12 protein-coding genes are annotated in these 15,287 nt (G+C 64.8%); all 12 read right to left on the bottom strand.

What is annotated here, in order from left to right; all coding sequences use genetic code 11:
- Positions 1–66 precede the first annotated feature (66 nt).
- Positions 67–1,590 (bottom strand): LysM peptidoglycan-binding domain-containing M23 family metallopeptidase, encoded by a 1,524-nt coding sequence (locus CK220_RS12890; protein ID WP_095811885.1) that lies wholly within the window; start codon positions 1,588–1,590, stop codon positions 67–69.
- Positions 1,591–1,849: 259 nt separating this feature from the next.
- On the bottom strand, positions 1,850–2,503 hold the full coding sequence (locus tag CK220_RS12885) for a protein-L-isoaspartate(D-aspartate) O-methyltransferase (RefSeq protein ID WP_095811884.1): 654 nt from the start codon (positions 2,501–2,503) through the stop codon (positions 1,850–1,852).
- Positions 2,500–3,258, bottom strand: coding sequence for a 5'/3'-nucleotidase SurE (surE, locus tag CK220_RS12880; RefSeq protein ID WP_067329562.1), 759 nt, complete (start codon positions 3,256–3,258; stop codon positions 2,500–2,502). Before surE ends, CK220_RS12885 begins: the two co-directional genes overlap by 4 nt.
- A 4-nt stretch (positions 3,259–3,262) precedes the next feature.
- Positions 3,263–4,567, bottom strand: coding sequence for a serine--tRNA ligase (serS, locus tag CK220_RS12875; protein WP_095811883.1), 1,305 nt, complete (start codon positions 4,565–4,567; stop codon positions 3,263–3,265).
- A 109-nt stretch (positions 4,568–4,676) separates the two neighbouring features.
- A complete protein-coding gene (gene tatC / locus CK220_RS12870; RefSeq protein WP_095811882.1) occupies positions 4,677–5,543 on the bottom strand; it encodes a twin-arginine translocase subunit TatC in 867 nt (288 codons plus the stop codon).
- Positions 5,540–6,250: a Sec-independent protein translocase protein TatB gene (gene tatB, locus CK220_RS12865; protein WP_095811881.1), complete on the bottom strand. Its 711-nt coding sequence runs from the start codon at positions 6,248–6,250 to the stop codon at positions 5,540–5,542. The genes tatC and tatB overlap by 4 nt, the downstream gene beginning before the upstream one ends.
- 83 nt (positions 6,251–6,333) lie before the next feature.
- Positions 6,334–6,552, bottom strand: a complete 219-nt coding sequence (locus CK220_RS12860; protein WP_095811880.1) for a twin-arginine translocase TatA/TatE family subunit — start codon at positions 6,550–6,552, stop codon at positions 6,334–6,336.
- 179 nt (positions 6,553–6,731) lie between these two features.
- Entirely contained in the window at positions 6,732–7,487 is a 756-nt protein-coding gene (scpB, locus tag CK220_RS12855) for an SMC-Scp complex subunit ScpB (RefSeq protein WP_095811879.1), read from the bottom strand.
- The gene (locus CK220_RS12850; protein ID WP_095811970.1) at positions 7,484–8,284 is read right to left on the bottom strand and encodes a ScpA family protein; all 801 of its coding nucleotides are present in this window, start codon (positions 8,282–8,284) and stop codon (positions 7,484–7,486) included. The genes scpB and CK220_RS12850 overlap by 4 nt, the downstream gene beginning before the upstream one ends.
- A 62-nt stretch (positions 8,285–8,346) precedes the next feature.
- Positions 8,347–9,366: a beta-N-acetylhexosaminidase gene (nagZ, locus tag CK220_RS12845; protein ID WP_095811878.1), complete on the bottom strand. Its 1,020-nt coding sequence runs from the start codon at positions 9,364–9,366 to the stop codon at positions 8,347–8,349.
- 237 nt (positions 9,367–9,603) lie between these two features.
- Positions 9,604–13,389, bottom strand: coding sequence for an SPOR domain-containing protein (locus CK220_RS12840; RefSeq protein WP_095811877.1), 3,786 nt, complete (start codon positions 13,387–13,389; stop codon positions 9,604–9,606).
- A 103-nt stretch (positions 13,390–13,492) separates the two neighbouring features.
- Positions 13,493–15,250 (bottom strand): arginine--tRNA ligase, encoded by a 1,758-nt coding sequence (argS, locus tag CK220_RS12835; protein ID WP_095811876.1) that lies wholly within the window; start codon positions 15,248–15,250, stop codon positions 13,493–13,495.
- Between the last annotated feature and the right edge of the window lie 37 nt (positions 15,251–15,287).

Raw genomic sequence — 15,287 nt, 5'->3', positions numbered from 1 at the left:
CTGGCGGAGCGGGCTGAAGCCGGCGGGCCGGACTGGAGGTCAGGCGGCCCGCAATTTGTTCTTGTTCTATTCGAGATAGCCGCTCGGATCGACCGGGGCAGAGTTCTTGCGCACCTCGAAGTGCAGCTTCGGCGAGTCCGTGGTGCCGCTCATGCCGGACAGCGCGATCTCCTGGCCGCGCTTGACCTTCTGGCCGCGCTGCACCTCGATCGAGCTGGCGTGGCCGTAGACGGTGACCAAGCCGTTCTCGTGGCGCACCAGCACCGTGTTGCCGAACTCCTTGAGGCCGTCGCCGGCATAGATGACGACACCGTTTTCGGCCGCCTTGATCGGCGTTCCTTCCGGCACGGCGATGTCGACGCCGTCCTTGCCGGAGCCGAAGCCGGAGATGACGCGGCCGCGCACCGGCCAGCGCATCTTGCCGATGCCGGTCGCATCCGGCGCCACCGCATCGTCGTCCTCGGCCTGCTGGATGACCTTGGCGTCCTTCTTCGGCGGCGTGTAGGAGGCGAGCGTCTCCGACGGCGTGGTCTTTGCGGGGGGCTCCGTGGTCGAAGTCGTCACCGGATCGACGGCGGGCTTGGTCGCGGCTTGCTTCGCTGCAGCGACGGCAACGGTGCCGCCGGCCGGAACCTTGAGTGTCTGGCCGATCTTCAAGAGGCCGTCCTTCATGCCGTTGGCCTGCTTGAGCGCCGTGACGCCGACGCCGGTCTTGCGGGCGATCGAAGACAGGGAATCGCCCTGCTGGACGGTGTAGGTGCCGCCGGCGCCGGCCGGCTTTGCCTCGGCCATCTGGGCGGGCGTGGCGTTCTTCGAGCCGCTGGCCGCCGCCGATGCATCGACCTGCGCGGCGGATTTGCCGTCCTTGAGCTTCGGCTGCTGCGGCAGCACCGCAACCTTTTCCGGCGCGCCGGCGGGCTGCTTCGGCGTGTTGGCGGGCTTGGTGCTGTCGGCAACCTTCGGCCCGCCCTTGCTCGAATAGGCATAGGCTGGGATGACGATCTTCTGGCCGGTTCTGATGCCCTTGTTGGCATCCAGCCCGTTGACCTTGATGATCGCATCGGCCGGCACATGATATTGGCGGGCGAGACCGGAAATCGTCTCGCCTTCCCTCACCACGATCTCGGTCGCGTGCGGCGCCGCGCTTGCGTTGCGCACCGCGTCGGGCTCGGCGGTCTTGAACGGCTTGGCCGGCGCGACTGTGTTGGTGGCCGTCCTGTCGAGATGCGGCGCGGCAGGAGCCGGCGCGAGTGCCGGGGCCGAGGCGGTCCGCATCGGCTTGGCGGCGGCCGGCGCCGAGGGCGGCGGCAATTGCTGGGACGTCACCGGTTCGAGACTGGAGCGGCTCACCGACTGGGTGTGACTGCCGTCGACAGGCGCCGGCGCGACCGTATCGCCCGGGTAGGGCTGGTCGGCATTCTGCTTGTTGATGATGGCGCGCTGGTTGTTGGTGGACGATGTGAAGACGTCGTCGACACCATTGAAGCGCATCGCCTGAGAGCTGCAGCCTGCCGCGGCACCGGCGATCATGAGGACGGCGCAGCCGCGCGCCAGATTGCGTCCGTTTGCCTTCAAACCATTGAATTGCATCGCACTAACCCGCACAGACCCGGTACAAACTGGTCATGATTAAAGCGCGTTAATGTTACTGGCCGGTTAACCCATTAGAATTCGGCGAAAATTTTCTTAAAACATTTTTCGAGGGGCGCCACGAAGTCCGGACAGCTCGTGCCGGCCGCAGTTCGTCCAGGACGCTCGGAATAGCCTTGCTGTTGCGCCGGGGTAACAGCATTTCCGGGTTGAGTACGGCTAGCATGCACGCGCGTTCGACGCGGATAGCCGACGATCGCTAGATCACCGCGGCGACGCTGCGCAGGATCGGCTGCAGCCTGACCATGCCGATGTCCTCGCGCTCGAAACGGCTGCCGATCTTGGTGAGCTTGGCCAGCACCTGCTCGCCCTCCTCCGGGCCGATCGGCGCGATGACGACGCCACCGCTCGACAATTGATCGAGCAGGAAGCGCGGCAGGCTGTCGAAGGCCGCCCAAGCGATGATGCGGTCGAACGGCCCTTCGTTGGGCAGGCCGTTGGAGCCGTCGGCCTGGCGCACGATGACATTGCTGATGCCGAGCGCCTCGAAACGCTGCTTTGCCTGCTCGGTCAAGGTCTTGTAGCGGTCGACGGTGACGATGCGCGCGGCGAGCCTGGACATCACGGCTGCCGTATAGCCGGACCCGGTGCCGATCTCGAGCACGCGGTTGCCCGGCTCGATGGCCAAAGCCGCAATCACCGCCGCCTGCAGGTCCGCACCCTCGATCGCCTCGCCGCATTCGATCGGCAGCATGCCTTCCGCCCAGGCCATCGAATGGAACTGCGCGGACACGAAGCCGCGCCGCGGAGTCGCCTCGAAAGCAGCGACCAGCGCCTTCGGCGCCGTGCCCCTGCCGCGCAGCCGCAGCAGGAAAGCGGCAAAACCTTCACGGTCGTCGATCGCCATGGTCATGACAGCGCCTTGGTCAGCTGGTCGCGGAGTTCATGGGCGGTGAGGTCGAGCTGCAACGGCGTCACCGAGACCAGCCGGTTACGCAGCGCGTAAAGATCCGTGCCCTTTTTGCCTTCGACCGGCTCCCGGCCGAAGCGCAGCCAGTAATAAGGCAGACCGCGACCGTCGCGGCGCTCGTCGACCCAAAGGCTGTGCACGAGCTTGCCCTGAGCGGTGACGACCGTGCCCTCGATTTCGTCGGGTGCGCAGTTCGGGAAATTGACGTTGAGCAGCACGCCTTCCGGCAGCGGCGTTGCGATCAGCTTTTCGAGCAGCGCCGGTGCCAGCGCTTCGGTCGTCTCGTAAGGGACGACGCGGTCTTCGCCGAGATAGGAATAGGCCTGGCTGACCGCGATCGAACGGATTCCAAGCAGCGCCCCCTCCATGGCGCCGGCGACCGTGCCCGAATAGGTGACGTCGTCGGCGATGTTGGCGCCGGAGTTGACCCCCGACAGGATGAGGTCAGGCGGCCCGGGGAGAATCTTCTTCGTGCCCATGATGACGCAGTCGGTCGGCGTGCCACGCACGGCGAAATGCTTCTCGCCGACCTTCCTCAGCCTGAGCGGTTCCGAAATCGAAAGCGAATGCGCGTAGCCGGACTGATCCTGCTCGGGCGCCACCACCCAGACGTCATCCGACAGCGTTCGGGCGATGCGTTCGAGCGACGCAAGGCCTTCGGCGTGGATGCCGTCATCATTGGTCAGCAGGATGCGCATGTACTCATTTCGATTCGATCTTGGCGAGACCACTCATGTAAGGCCGCAGCACTTCAGGAATGGTTACGCTGCCATCCTCATTCTGGTAGTTTTCGATGACGGCGATGAGAGCGCGGCCGACCGCGGTGCCGGAACCGTTGAGCGTGTGCACGAAGCGGTTGCCCTTGCCGTCCTTGTCCTTGTAGCGGGCATCCATGCGCCTGGCCTGGAAGTCGCCGCAGACCGAGCAGGACGAGATTTCGCGATAGGCGTTCTGGCCCGGCAGCCAGACCTCGATATCGTAGGTCTTGCGTGCGCCAAAACCCATGTCGCCGGTGCAGAGCGTCACCGTGCGGAACGGCAGGCCGAGCCGCTTCAGCACCTCTTCGGCGCATTGCGTCATGCGCTCATGCTCGGCGAGCGAGCTTTCCTGGTCGGTGATCGACACCAGCTCAACCTTGTAGAACTGGTGCTGGCGCAGCATGCCGCGCGTGTCGCGGCCGGCCGAGCCCGCTTCCGAGCGGAAGCACGGCGTCAGCGCCGTGTAGCGCAGCGGAAGCTTTTCATGCGGCGTGATCTCCTCGCGCACCAGGTTGGTGAGCGGCACTTCCGCCGTAGGGATCAGCCCCAGCCGTCCGTCGCCATGCGGCGTGAAGAACAGGTCCAGCTCGAATTTCGGCAGCTGGTTGGTGCCGAAGAGAACCTCGTCGCGCACCATCAGCGGCGGCTGGATCTCCTCATAGCCGTGCTCTGTCGTGTGCAGGTCGATCATGAACTGGCCGAGGGCTCGCTCCATGCGCGCCAGCTGGCTCTTCAGCACCGTAAAGCGCGAGCCGGACAGCTTCGCCGCACGCTCGAAATCCATCATCCCGAGCGCTTCGCCGATCTCGAAATGCTCCTTGACCCAGTTCGGGCGGGTCGGCACATCGCCGACGACGCGCGTGACGACATTGTCGTGCTCGTCCTTGCCGGCCGGCACGTCATCGAGCGGCACGTTGGGCAGGACCGCAAGCGCGTCGTTCAGCGCCTTGTCGAGCTCGCGCTCGCGCGCCTCGCCGTTCTGGATGAACGCCTTGATCTCGCCGACCTCGGCCTTGAGCTTTTCCGCAAGCGCGGCCTCGCCCGAGCGCATGGCGTTGCCGATCTCCTTCGAAGCGGCATTGCGGCGCTCCTGCTTGACCTGCAATTCGCTGAGATGCGCGCGGCGCTCTTCGTCCCTGGCGATCAGATCCTCGACGGCGGACTGCGCGTCGTCAGCCGACCACGAGCGCTTCACCAGCGCATCGACAAGGGCCTTCGGGTTGTCGCGAATCCATTTGATGTCAAGCATGGCTTTCCGTCCTCGAGCAAGGTTCGAGGGCGTAAACCGCATCCCTGATCGATGCAAGACGGCAGCAGCCGGCAGCCGTGTTTTTCAGGCCTAGGACCGGGTTTTAGCGCTAGGTCGACGGCGCGTCCGGCGTTTTTCCGGCGACAGCGCTGCCTGCCTCTTCCTGCCTCTCGCGTGCCAGCCGGTCGCGCTCCCGGCTGCGCTCGATCAGGCGCGAAGTGAAGATGGCGACCTCGTAGAGCACGATGGTCGGAAGAGCGAGGCCGATCTGGCTCATCGGATCGGGCGGGGTCAGCACCGCGGCGACGACGAAGGCAATGACGATCGCCCATTTGCGCTTCTCGGCCAGCGCCTGCGACGACAAAAGGCCGACGCGCGTCAGCAGGCTGGTCACCACCGGCAGCTGAAACACCAGGCCGAAAGAAAAGATCAGCGTCATGATCAGGCTGAGATATTCCGACACCTTCGGCAGCAAGGAGATCTGCACCTGGTCGTTGGTGCCGACCTGCTGCATGGCGAGGAAGAACCACATCACCATCGGGGTGAAGAAGAAATAGACCAGCGACGCGCCCATCAGGAACAGGATGGGCGACGCAATCAGGAACGGCAGGAAGGCGCTGCGTTCATTCTTGTAGAGACCCGGCGCGATGAATTTATAGATCTGCGTTGCGATCAGCGGGAAAGCGATGACCATGCCGCCGAACATGGCGAGCTTCACCTGGGTGAAGAAGAACTCCTGCGGCGCCGTGTAGATCAGCTCGACCTTGTGCGGGTCCAGCCCAGCCCATTGCGTCGCCCATTTGAACGGGACGACCAGAAGGTTGAACAGGCGCTTGGCGAAGAAGAAGCAGACGAGGAAGGCGATGAAGAAGCCGCCCAGCGACCAAATCAGGCGCCGGCGCAGCTCGACAAGGTGCTCGATCAGCGGCGCCGAGGATTTCTCGATCTCTTCCCTCTCCTTGTCCGAGACGCTCACTTGGCGGCTCCTGCCGTCTTCTTGGCATTGGCGGCCTTTTTCGCGGCCGGCTTCGTCGCCGCGGGATTGGCCTCAGCCTTGGATGCCGCCTTCTTAGCAGGCGTTGCGGCCTTTGCCGGCGCCGGCGCAGATTTTGCCGGGATTCTTGCCGCCGGAGCCTTGGCCGATGCCGCTTTCGCCGCTGCACCACCTACCGTCTTCGTCTTAGCCGCGGCCACTTTTTTCGCCGGCTGGGCGGGCGCGGCGGTCTCCGCAATGGGTGTAGTCACGGAGGCCTCAGTCGGCGCAGCCGGGGCGACCTCGGTTCCGTTGATGCCGGGAATCTCCGTCGCGCCGTTCTTGAGCGGCTCGGCAGGCTGCGGCGTCGTTGCATCCGACGGCGCCTGATCGGAAGCCGGCTTGGGCTTCATCATCGTATCGACGCCGGCTCGCACATCGGCCGCCGCCTGCTCGAACGGATTGAGCTGCTTGCGGATTTCGGTCATCGGGTTGAGGCCACGAAGGCCGTCGACCGAGTTCTTGACATCGTCAAGCTCGGCTTCTTTCAGGGCGTCGTTGAACTGCTTCTGGAAGTCGCCCGCCATGGCGCGCAATTTGGCCGCGGTGCGGCCAAACGTGCGTAGCATGTTGGGCAAATCCTTCGGCCCGACGACCACGATCATGACGACCGCGATCACCAGCAGCTCGCTCCAGCCGACTTCGAACATGGCAATCTATTCCAACGAGAGCATGTCGCCCAAAAACATGAACCGGTTCTGAGACAACGACATGCTCAAAGCAACAACCGGACTCAGCTCTTGCTGACCTTTTCCTTGCCCGGCGAAACGGTCTCGTCGGCGCGATGCTCGACGGTCCGCTTGTCCTCGGTATCGTCCTCAGCCATGCCCTTCTTGAAGCTCTTGATGCCCTTGGCCATGTCGCCCATCAGCTCCGGCAGCTTGCCGCGGCCGAACAGGAGCAGCACGATGACCAGAACGATCAGCCAGTGCCATATCGATAGTGAACCCATAACAATCTCTCTCGAATGTTTTCCCTCGGCGATGATCTATGCGTTTTCGCTCGGGGATTCAAACACAACCGCAATGAAGTTGGTAAAATGGCTAGCGGATGTCACGCACTTTCGGCGTGAGCGCCTTGCTACGAATCCGCGCAGCCCCTGCTAATAGACCATTCGCGTCGGCTTCGCGCTCACTCTTCGGTGACGCGCGGCGTGAGCAATCCGAGCTCCTCGAGGTCGATATCGGTCAGCGCATCCTCGTCCTCGGCCAGCGCGTCCGGATCGGCCGGCGGCACCGGCATCGAGAAATTGGACGGCATGCGCGTCGAAAGCAATCCGGCGCCCTTCAGCTCTTCCATGCCGGGCAGATCGCGGATCTCCTCCAGCGCGAAGTGATCGAGGAAAGCGTCGGTCGTGCCGTAGGTCACGGGACGGCCGGGCGTGCGGCGCCGGCCGCGCATCCTGACCCACTCCGTCTCCAGCAGCGTGTCCAGCGTTCCTTTAGAGGTCTCGACCCCCCTGATATCCTCGATCTCTGCGCGGGTGACCGGCTGGTGATAGGCGATGATCGCCAGCACTTCGAGCGCCGCGCGCGAAAGCTTTCTCTGCTGGACCGAGTCCCGGCTCATCAGGAAAGCCAGGTCGCCGGCGGTGCGGAACGCCCAGGCGTCGCCGACCCGCACCAGGTTGACCCCGCGCTTGGCGTAGATTTCCTGCAGATCGGCCATTGCCGCCGCGATGTTGACTCCCTCGGGCAGGCGCGCCGCCAGTTGCCTTCCACTGACCGGCTCGGCGCTGGCGAAGATGATCGCCTCGGCCATGCGGACGGCTTCCGACAATTGCAGCCGCTCGGCGGGGTTCTCGATAGAACCCTGTTCGGCCATCTCGTCTTCCGCTTCGTCCTCGACCTTGAACGGAATGACCGAAGCGTTGGCGCGTTCGCTCATGATGCCACCTCGACTGCCTTGACCCCTTGTACGCGGCCGCGCAGATAGATCGGCGCGAAGACCTGATCCTGCCGCACTTCCAGTTTGCCCTCGCGCACCATTTCGAGTGTCGCGGCGAACGAACTGGCGACTGCCGTGCGCCTTTCTTCCGGCGCCGCCAGATATTGGATCAGGAAGCTGTCGAGCGCCGTCCAGTCGCCAATCGTTCCGACCAGCCGTGCCAGCACGTCGCGTGCGTCCTTCAGCGACCATACGGCGCGTCTGGCGATCGTCACGTTGTTGATCGCCTGCCGCTGGCGCTGCTGCGCATAGGCGGTTAGCAGATCGTAGAGCGAGGCCGAATAGGCATTGCGCTTCTCGACGATCACCATTTCCGGCATGCCGCGCGCGAAGACGTCGCGGCCGAGCCGGTTGCGGTTGACCAGCCGCGCCGCGGCATCACGCATTGCCTCCAGCCGCTTCAGCCGGAATTGCAGCACCGCCGCCAGTTCCTCGCCGCTCTCGCCCTCTTCGCCCGGCTGTTTCGGGATCAAAAGCTTCGACTTGAGGAAGGCAAGCCATGCCGCCATGACCAGATAGTCGGCCGCGAGCTCCAGTCGCAGTGCCCTCACCTTCTCGATGAAGGCCAGATATTGCTCGGCGAGCGCCAGGATCGAGATGCGGGCGAGATCGACCTTCTGGTTGCGCGCCAGATGCAGCAGAAGATCGAGCGGGCCTTCGAAGCCGGCGACATCGACCACCAGCGACGGATCGCCGGTCAGACGTGACTCGTCGTTCTCGGCCCACAGACGGTCCATCGGTGCGGCCTTCGCGGCCTTGCTGTCCAATGTTTCCGCCACTTGCCTTTGTTCCCTTCGGTTCAGGCCACCGCGTCGAAATAGGTGGCGAATTCCGCGCGTATGGTGCTTTCGTCCGCGACGTCTCGGTCCTTTATATAGGCCAGGGCCCGCTCCGCTCTCGCCAAGGACTTGCCTTCGAGCACCGTCGTACGCGACGCGATCCCCGACATTTCCTCGAAAACGCCGTTGCAGTGAAGGACGAGATCGCAGCCGGCCGCAAGGATCGCGGCCGCCTTTGTCGGGAAATCCCCAGAAAGTGCCTTCATCGAGGTGTCGTCGCTCATCAGGAGCCCGTCGAAGCCGATCTCGCCACGGATCACCTCGTTGACGACCCTGGCCGAGGTCGTCGCCGGATTGTCCGGGTCGATCGCGCTGTAGACGACATGCGCCGTCATCGCCATCGGCAGGTGGTTGAGCGCCTTGAACGGGGCGAAATCATGTTGCCGCAACTCGGCGAGCGGCGTGTCGACCGTCGGCAGCGCGAAATGCGTATCGGCAAAGGCGCGGCCGTGGCCGGGAATATGCTTCATGACCGGCAGGACGCCACCGGACATCAGGCCCTCGGCCGAAGCCCGGCCAAGCTCGATCACCGGATTTGGTTCCATCCCGTAGGCGCGCGCGCCGATGACATCGCTGGCGCCCGCGACAGGGACGTCGAGCACCGGCAGGCAGTCGGCGGTGATGCCGTGGCGCAGCAGATCGAAGGCGTGAAGCCGCGCGAGCAGCCACGCGGCGCGGCGGCCCGCCTCGCGATCGTCGCGCCAAAGCGCGCCGAGCGCGCCGCCTGCAGGATAGTTCGGCGCCAGCGGCGGCCGTAGGCGCTGCACCCGGCCGCCCTCCTGGTCGATGAAGACCGGGGCATCCGGGCGTCCGACGCTCTCGCGCATGGAGGCGACCAGGTCGCGGATCTGCTCGGTCTCGCCGACATTGCGCGCGAACAGGATGAAGCCCCAAGGACGTTCGTCGCCGTAGAAGCGGATTTCATCTTCAGTGAGGGATTTCCCGGCACAGCCGAGGATCATGGATTTTGATTCGGTCATGAATCGAAGCTTAGAGCAATTCCAGGAAGAATGTGTAACGGTTTTGCGTCCGGAGCTGCGTAAAAACAAGGAGTTACGCGGGTTCGGCGATTCCGCCGAGCGCTGAACCGCTCTAAAAAATGCGAAAGCAAAGGGAATCACCCCCTGACCGCTGCCGCACGAATGCCGATAGCCGTCCACAACGAAAAAGCCGGCGCGGCCTCGCGACGGCGCCGGCTTTGAACGGTGCGAGATGGGTCAGCGCGACACGAAGCAGGTGCCGCCGGCCGCCTTGTAGTTGGTGCACAGATTGATCGCGTCGTTGCGCGACTGGGCTGGAACCCGGACGCGGTAGAAAGTGCCCTTGCCGGCGATCTGCGCCTTGACGATGTTGGCTGTGCGTCCGGCAAGCACGCTGCCGTAACGGCGCTGCAGGTCCTGGTAGGTGGACTGGGCGCTTTCAACCGTCGGCTGCGAAGCGATCTGCATCGACCACGAGCCGCCGCCTGCCGCCGCCGGATCGATGGAGGCGACCTGGTCGGGCTTGACCTCGCCGACGATATCGACCGGCTGATCGGACGGACGCGGCGGCGCCACAGGCACCTTCGCCGGCGTGTTGGCGGACTGGACCCTGGCTCCGGTCTTCGGCGCGGCGGCGGGCTTCGCTGCCGCGGCGGTATTGGCGGCATCGCTCTGGTCGTCGCCGCCCTGGTCGGCAGCCTGATCGGTTGCCGGCGTGACGGTGCCCGTCGGCTGGGCATCGCCCTGTCCGGCGGAAGCGACGTGCTGCGGCGCCGGATCGGTTGGTTCGGTTGCCGCGACCTGCGGCGCGGGAGCCGGGTCCTCGCGCGGAACCAGCGAGCCGTCAGGCTTCACCATCATGGTCTTCACCTTGCGCGGCGCCACGGCAACGACATCGTTGTTGGTCCCCTTGTCTGCCTCCTGCAGAACCTGGGCGATGCGGTCTTCCGATTTCGGCGCCGGAGCGGCCTGCTGTGGGCTTGCGGGGGCGGCGGCCTCAGCGTTAGCCGGCGCTCCTGCGTCCGGTGCCGGCGCTCCTGCGTCCGGTGCCTGCGCTGCTGCGTCCGGTGCCTGCGCTGCGGCCTCCAGAGCCGGCGCTGCTTCGGCCGGTGCCGGCGCTGCGGCGGCCGGAGCTGCTGTGTCCGGAACCGGCGCTGCCGCGGCCGCATTGCCGGCTGAGTTGGTGCCAGGCGCGGCGTCGCTGTCGTCGGACGAAAGGTCGACGATCCGGCTCTGCGGCGGTTCCTTCGAGGCCACGTCGATAGGTTCCTCGGTGTTGGTCACCAGTTTCTGCTGCGCCGGTTCGGCGGGCTTGGCCGCCCCACCCTTGGCCACGGCGTCATAGACCTTGTTGTCCTGGTTCGGCACCACCGTGCCGCCCGGGTTTTGCGGCTTGACCTTGATCGGCGAATTGTCCGCCTTCACGATCACGGGCGCTTCGCTGCCACCCTTGCCGCCAAAGGAGAAGGCGAGAGCGCCGAGACCGCCCACGACCACAACGGCGCCGACGAGCGCGGCAAGCATCATGCCACGGCTTCGCGGCTTCGCAGCTTCGCGCTCGGCAAAGCCCGGCACAGTCATCGCCTCGTCGAGCTCAGGATCGTAGTCAAGCTCGTCGACGGCGAAGTCGGCCCCCTGCGAGACCGGCCGGCTGCCGGGCAAATCGTCTGCATCGAATTGGCTTGCAGCTGCGGCATAGGACAGGGGCGCCGGTGCAGCGGCCGTCTCGGCCCGCAGTTCCCGGCGGTCGTAGCCAGCCTTGAATCCGGCATTGTGGGAGTCATCCTCATAGCCCCGGCTTTGCACAGGCGCGTGAGCGATCTCGGTTGCGTTCATCTCGCTAAGCAGGCCGGCAAACTCGGCATCGAGATCGTCATAGGCAGGCGCCGCAGGCTGATCCTCCTCGAAGCTGAGCTCCGGAATGTCGAGGTCGTCGGCCAACGCTACCACGCGCTCCGGCACGTCGACCGTCTCGACATCGGGCATTTCCTCCTGCTGGCGAGACTGCGGCGCCGCGGCTGGCTTGGCGTAGGCGGAATAGTCCCTCGCCGGCTCCTCACCATAGGCAGGCGCCGACATCTGCGGCGCCGAGGCCGGCTTGGCGTAAGCGGAATAGTCCTTCGCCGGCTCCTCACGATAGGCAGGCGCCGACATCTGCGGCGCCGGCTTGGCGTAAGAGGAATAATCCTTCACCGGTTCGTAGGCAGGAGCCGCGGTTTGCGGCGCCGTAGCCGCGGGCTGCGCGGCATAAGAGGCCTGCACCGGCGCTGCGACCGGGGTCACGCGGCTCCACGACTTGGACGGTTCGGCGGGCGCGACCGGCGCGTCCATCTCGATGCCCTTGGCGAAGGCGGCATCGAAAGCCTCGTCATCGAAATCGATGCTGGGTTCGGCATCCTGTTCGGAAGCCGCGCCTTCGAAGCTCTGCCGGTCGAGTTCACCGGCGAGCAGCGTATCGAGATCGGCATCGGCGGACTGGGCGATCTGCGTCCCGTACGCGGGCTCGTTGCGTGCGTCGAGATCCCAATCGAGCTCATCGGCCACGCCTGCCTTCTGGTCGGTGTGGCCGGCCGGCTGAACGACCGGCCGCGGCGCCAGAGCGGCGGCCGGAATGGAAGCAACCGGGGCCGGCGCAACCGGAATGGATCGCGCCGTCATGGCGCCAAGCAGCGCATTGAGTTCGTCTTCCAGGCTGCGCTCGCCTGCGGCCGGCTTAGCCGGCTCGACTGCCGCAACCGGCGGAACCGGTGCCGATACAGCCGGAGCAGGCTCCGCGAATGACGGCTCCGCCGCGGCGACGGGCTCGGCGGCCGGCGCTTCCGGTTCCCCGGACAGCACGTTGTCGAAATTGAGTTCAAAATCGTCTTCGAAGACCTCTTCGGCCGCGGCCTCGTGACCGGCGACTGGTTCAGGATCGACAGACGGAGCTTTCGGCTCCTCGGCAAGCGCGTCACGGAAGCTGAGCTCGAAATCGTCTTCGAAGACCTGATCGGCTGCAGCTCCGTGACCGGGTTCGGGATCGAAGGCGGGCTCGGGATCGGCGGCGAAATGCTCGGCCTCGACGGGCGCCTCGACGGCCGGGGGTTGCTCGTCATGGACCGACAGTTCCTGTTCCAGGATCAGGTCCTGCGGCTGATCGATATCCATGACGACATCAGCCATTGCCTCGTCAAATTGGGCCTGATCAAATTGAGCCTGATCAAACCGGGCCTGATCGAATTGGGGCTGATCGAATGCGGCCTGAACGGATTCGGCCTGATCGGACCGGCTCTCGTAATCTTCGGCGGCGATCGGCTGGTCGACAGCGGCGCGAGCCTCCATCGGCTGCACGTCGGCGCCTTCGGGCTGCTCGATATCAAGGCCATCGAAGGCCAACTCGTCCTCGAGCGACATCTGGACCGCATTGTCGAAATCGGCGTCGAACGCCGTCTCGGCCGCAGGCTCAACGACAGCAGGCTCGACAGCCGCAGGCTGGGCGGCGCCCTCGTCCGTGTCGGGCTGTTCGTCGATCCGGAAGTCCTCATCCAATGAGGCCGCCATTTCCTGGTCGACGGAAAGGTCGTCCTGCACGGGCGAGACTTCCAACGAACTCGCGACCGCCTTGTCAAAATCATCGTCGAAGGCCGTGTCCGCGGCCGGCTCCGGCGCACGGGGCGTAGCAAAATGGGCGTGATCCGCCGCGTCGTCAAAGACGAAATCCCGTTCGAGAGAAGCGGCCAGCTCGTCGTCGCTGAGAGCAGTATTGGCAGCCGCGTAAGTCGGCGCAGCCTGGGCAGCCTGTTGCGCGACCGGCTCGTTTTCCTCGGAAATGTCGAAGTCGCCCATCAGCTCCTTTTCGAGGTCGATGTCGAAGTCGGCCCCATCGGCAGCCTGGTTTGCGGGCGCAGCCTTTGCGGCTGCCGGCGACTGCGGCCTGACCGGCTGACGCGGATCGAAACCCATGATGCGGGTCAGTTCGGCGAACGGATCGTCGTCGGCGATGTGATTGCTTGCGGCTACTTTCAGCTGGGTTCTGTCTGCCATTATTGTTCCCGAACTCGCACACAGTCGGACGCCATGGACGTCGCGCAGGGTTGGCCCTTACCAGCGCAATGTGGGCAAAAGGTGACAGGCTTTTTAGTCAAACCTAACGCATTTCGGTAGGCGCATCGGCTCCTATCAGCGTCAGGCCGGAGGTCAAAACATCCGAAACAGCCTGCACCAGCCCTAGTCTGGCATACGTCAATTGTGGGTCGTTAACCTTAACAAAACGTAAGTCTGGATTGTCGGTGCCCCGATTCCAGTGTGCGTGGAAGCTCGACGCCAGATCGTAGAGATAGAATGCCAGCCGGTGCGGCTCCAGCGCAAGCGCCGCGGATTCGATTAGCCGTGGATATTCAGCCAGTTTCCGGATCAGGCCGATTTCGCCCTCGTCCGTCAGCGACGCAACCGAGGCCACAAGACGGTTGCGGTCGAAATTCGCTTCGGCCAATTGCTCGCTCGCCTGCCGGAACACCGAGTGGCAGCGCGCGGAAGCGTATTGCACGTAGAACACCGGATTGTCCTTGGACTGCTCGGTGACCTTGGCGAAGTCGAAATCGAGCGGCGCATCATTCTTGCGGTAGAGCATCATGAAGCGGATCGGGTCGCGGCCGACCTCCTCCACAACGTCGCGCAGCGTGACGAAATCCCCTGACCGCTTCGACATCCGGACCGGCTCGCCGTCGCGGAACAGCTTCACCAGTTGGCAGAGCAGAACCGTGAGCTTGACCGTGTCGCCGGCGACCGCCCGCGCCAGCGCTTCGAGCCGCTTGACGTAACCGCCATGGTCGGCGCCGAGCACATAGATCAGATCGACGAAGCCGCGCTCGACCTTGTCCTTGAGATAAGCGACGTCGGCGGCGAAATAGGTGAACGAGCCGTCCGACTTCACCAGCGCCCGGTCCATGTCGTCGCCGACCGCGGTCGACCGGAACAGCGTCTGCTCGCGGTCTTCCCAGTCGTCCGGCTTCTCGCCTTTCGGCGGCGGCAGCTTGCCCTTGTAGATATGGCCCTTCAGCGTCAGGTCGGCGATTGCCGCGCGGATCTTCTTGGCGTTGTCGGCATGCAGCGTGCGTTCGGAGAAGAACACGTCGTGATGCACGTTGAGCAGCGCCAGATCCTCGCGGATCATCGCCATCATCGCGTCGACCGTGCGATCCTTGACGATCGCCAGCGCCTCGTCTTCCGGCATCTCCAGCAGGCCGAGGCCGAACTGTTCGGCCAGCGCCTGGCCGACGGGTATCAGATAGTCGCCTGGATAAAGGCCTGGCGGAATGTCGCCGGCGGCCTCGCCGAGCGCCTCTCGGTAGCGCAGCATGGCCGAGCGTCCAAGCACGTCGATCTGCGAGCCGGCATCGTTGATGACATATTCCTTGGTCACGTCGTAGCCGGCGAAGGCCATCAGGTTCGCTAAAGTGTCACCGACGACGGCGCCCCGGCAATGGCCGACATGCATCGGGCCGGTCGGATTGGCCGAGACATACTCGACGTTGGCCTTCCGGCCGCCGCCGATCTTGGAGCGGCCATAGTTGCGGCCCTCGCCGAGCAGCACCGCCAAGTGCGCCTGCCAGAAGCCGTCCTTCAGCCGAAGATTGACGAAGCCCGGGCCGGCGACATCGGCGGACGCGATATCGGCATCGCCGCGCAGCGCCTCGGTCAGCTTCTCGGCCAGCGCTCGCGGGTTCTGACCTGTGGGCTTTGCCAGCACCATCGCCGCATTGGTGGCAAGGTCGCCATGGCTGGCGTCGCGCGGCGGCTCGACCGCGATGCGCGAAAGGTCCAGCGCTCCGCCATCCTTGTCCTTCAGATCAAGGGCTTCGACGGCTTTTACGATCCGCGCGTTGAAATCGGCGAAGATATTCATCGGGTATGCTCTGGGCTTTAAGAGGGGACCGGCGGCT

The sequence above is a fragment of the Mesorhizobium sp. WSM3860 genome (genome assembly GCF_002294995.1).
Taxonomy (GTDB): Bacteria; Pseudomonadota; Alphaproteobacteria; order Rhizobiales; family Rhizobiaceae; genus Mesorhizobium.
Note: the sequence above shows the minus strand (reverse complement) of the source record. Positions and strands in the feature narration are given on the sequence as shown.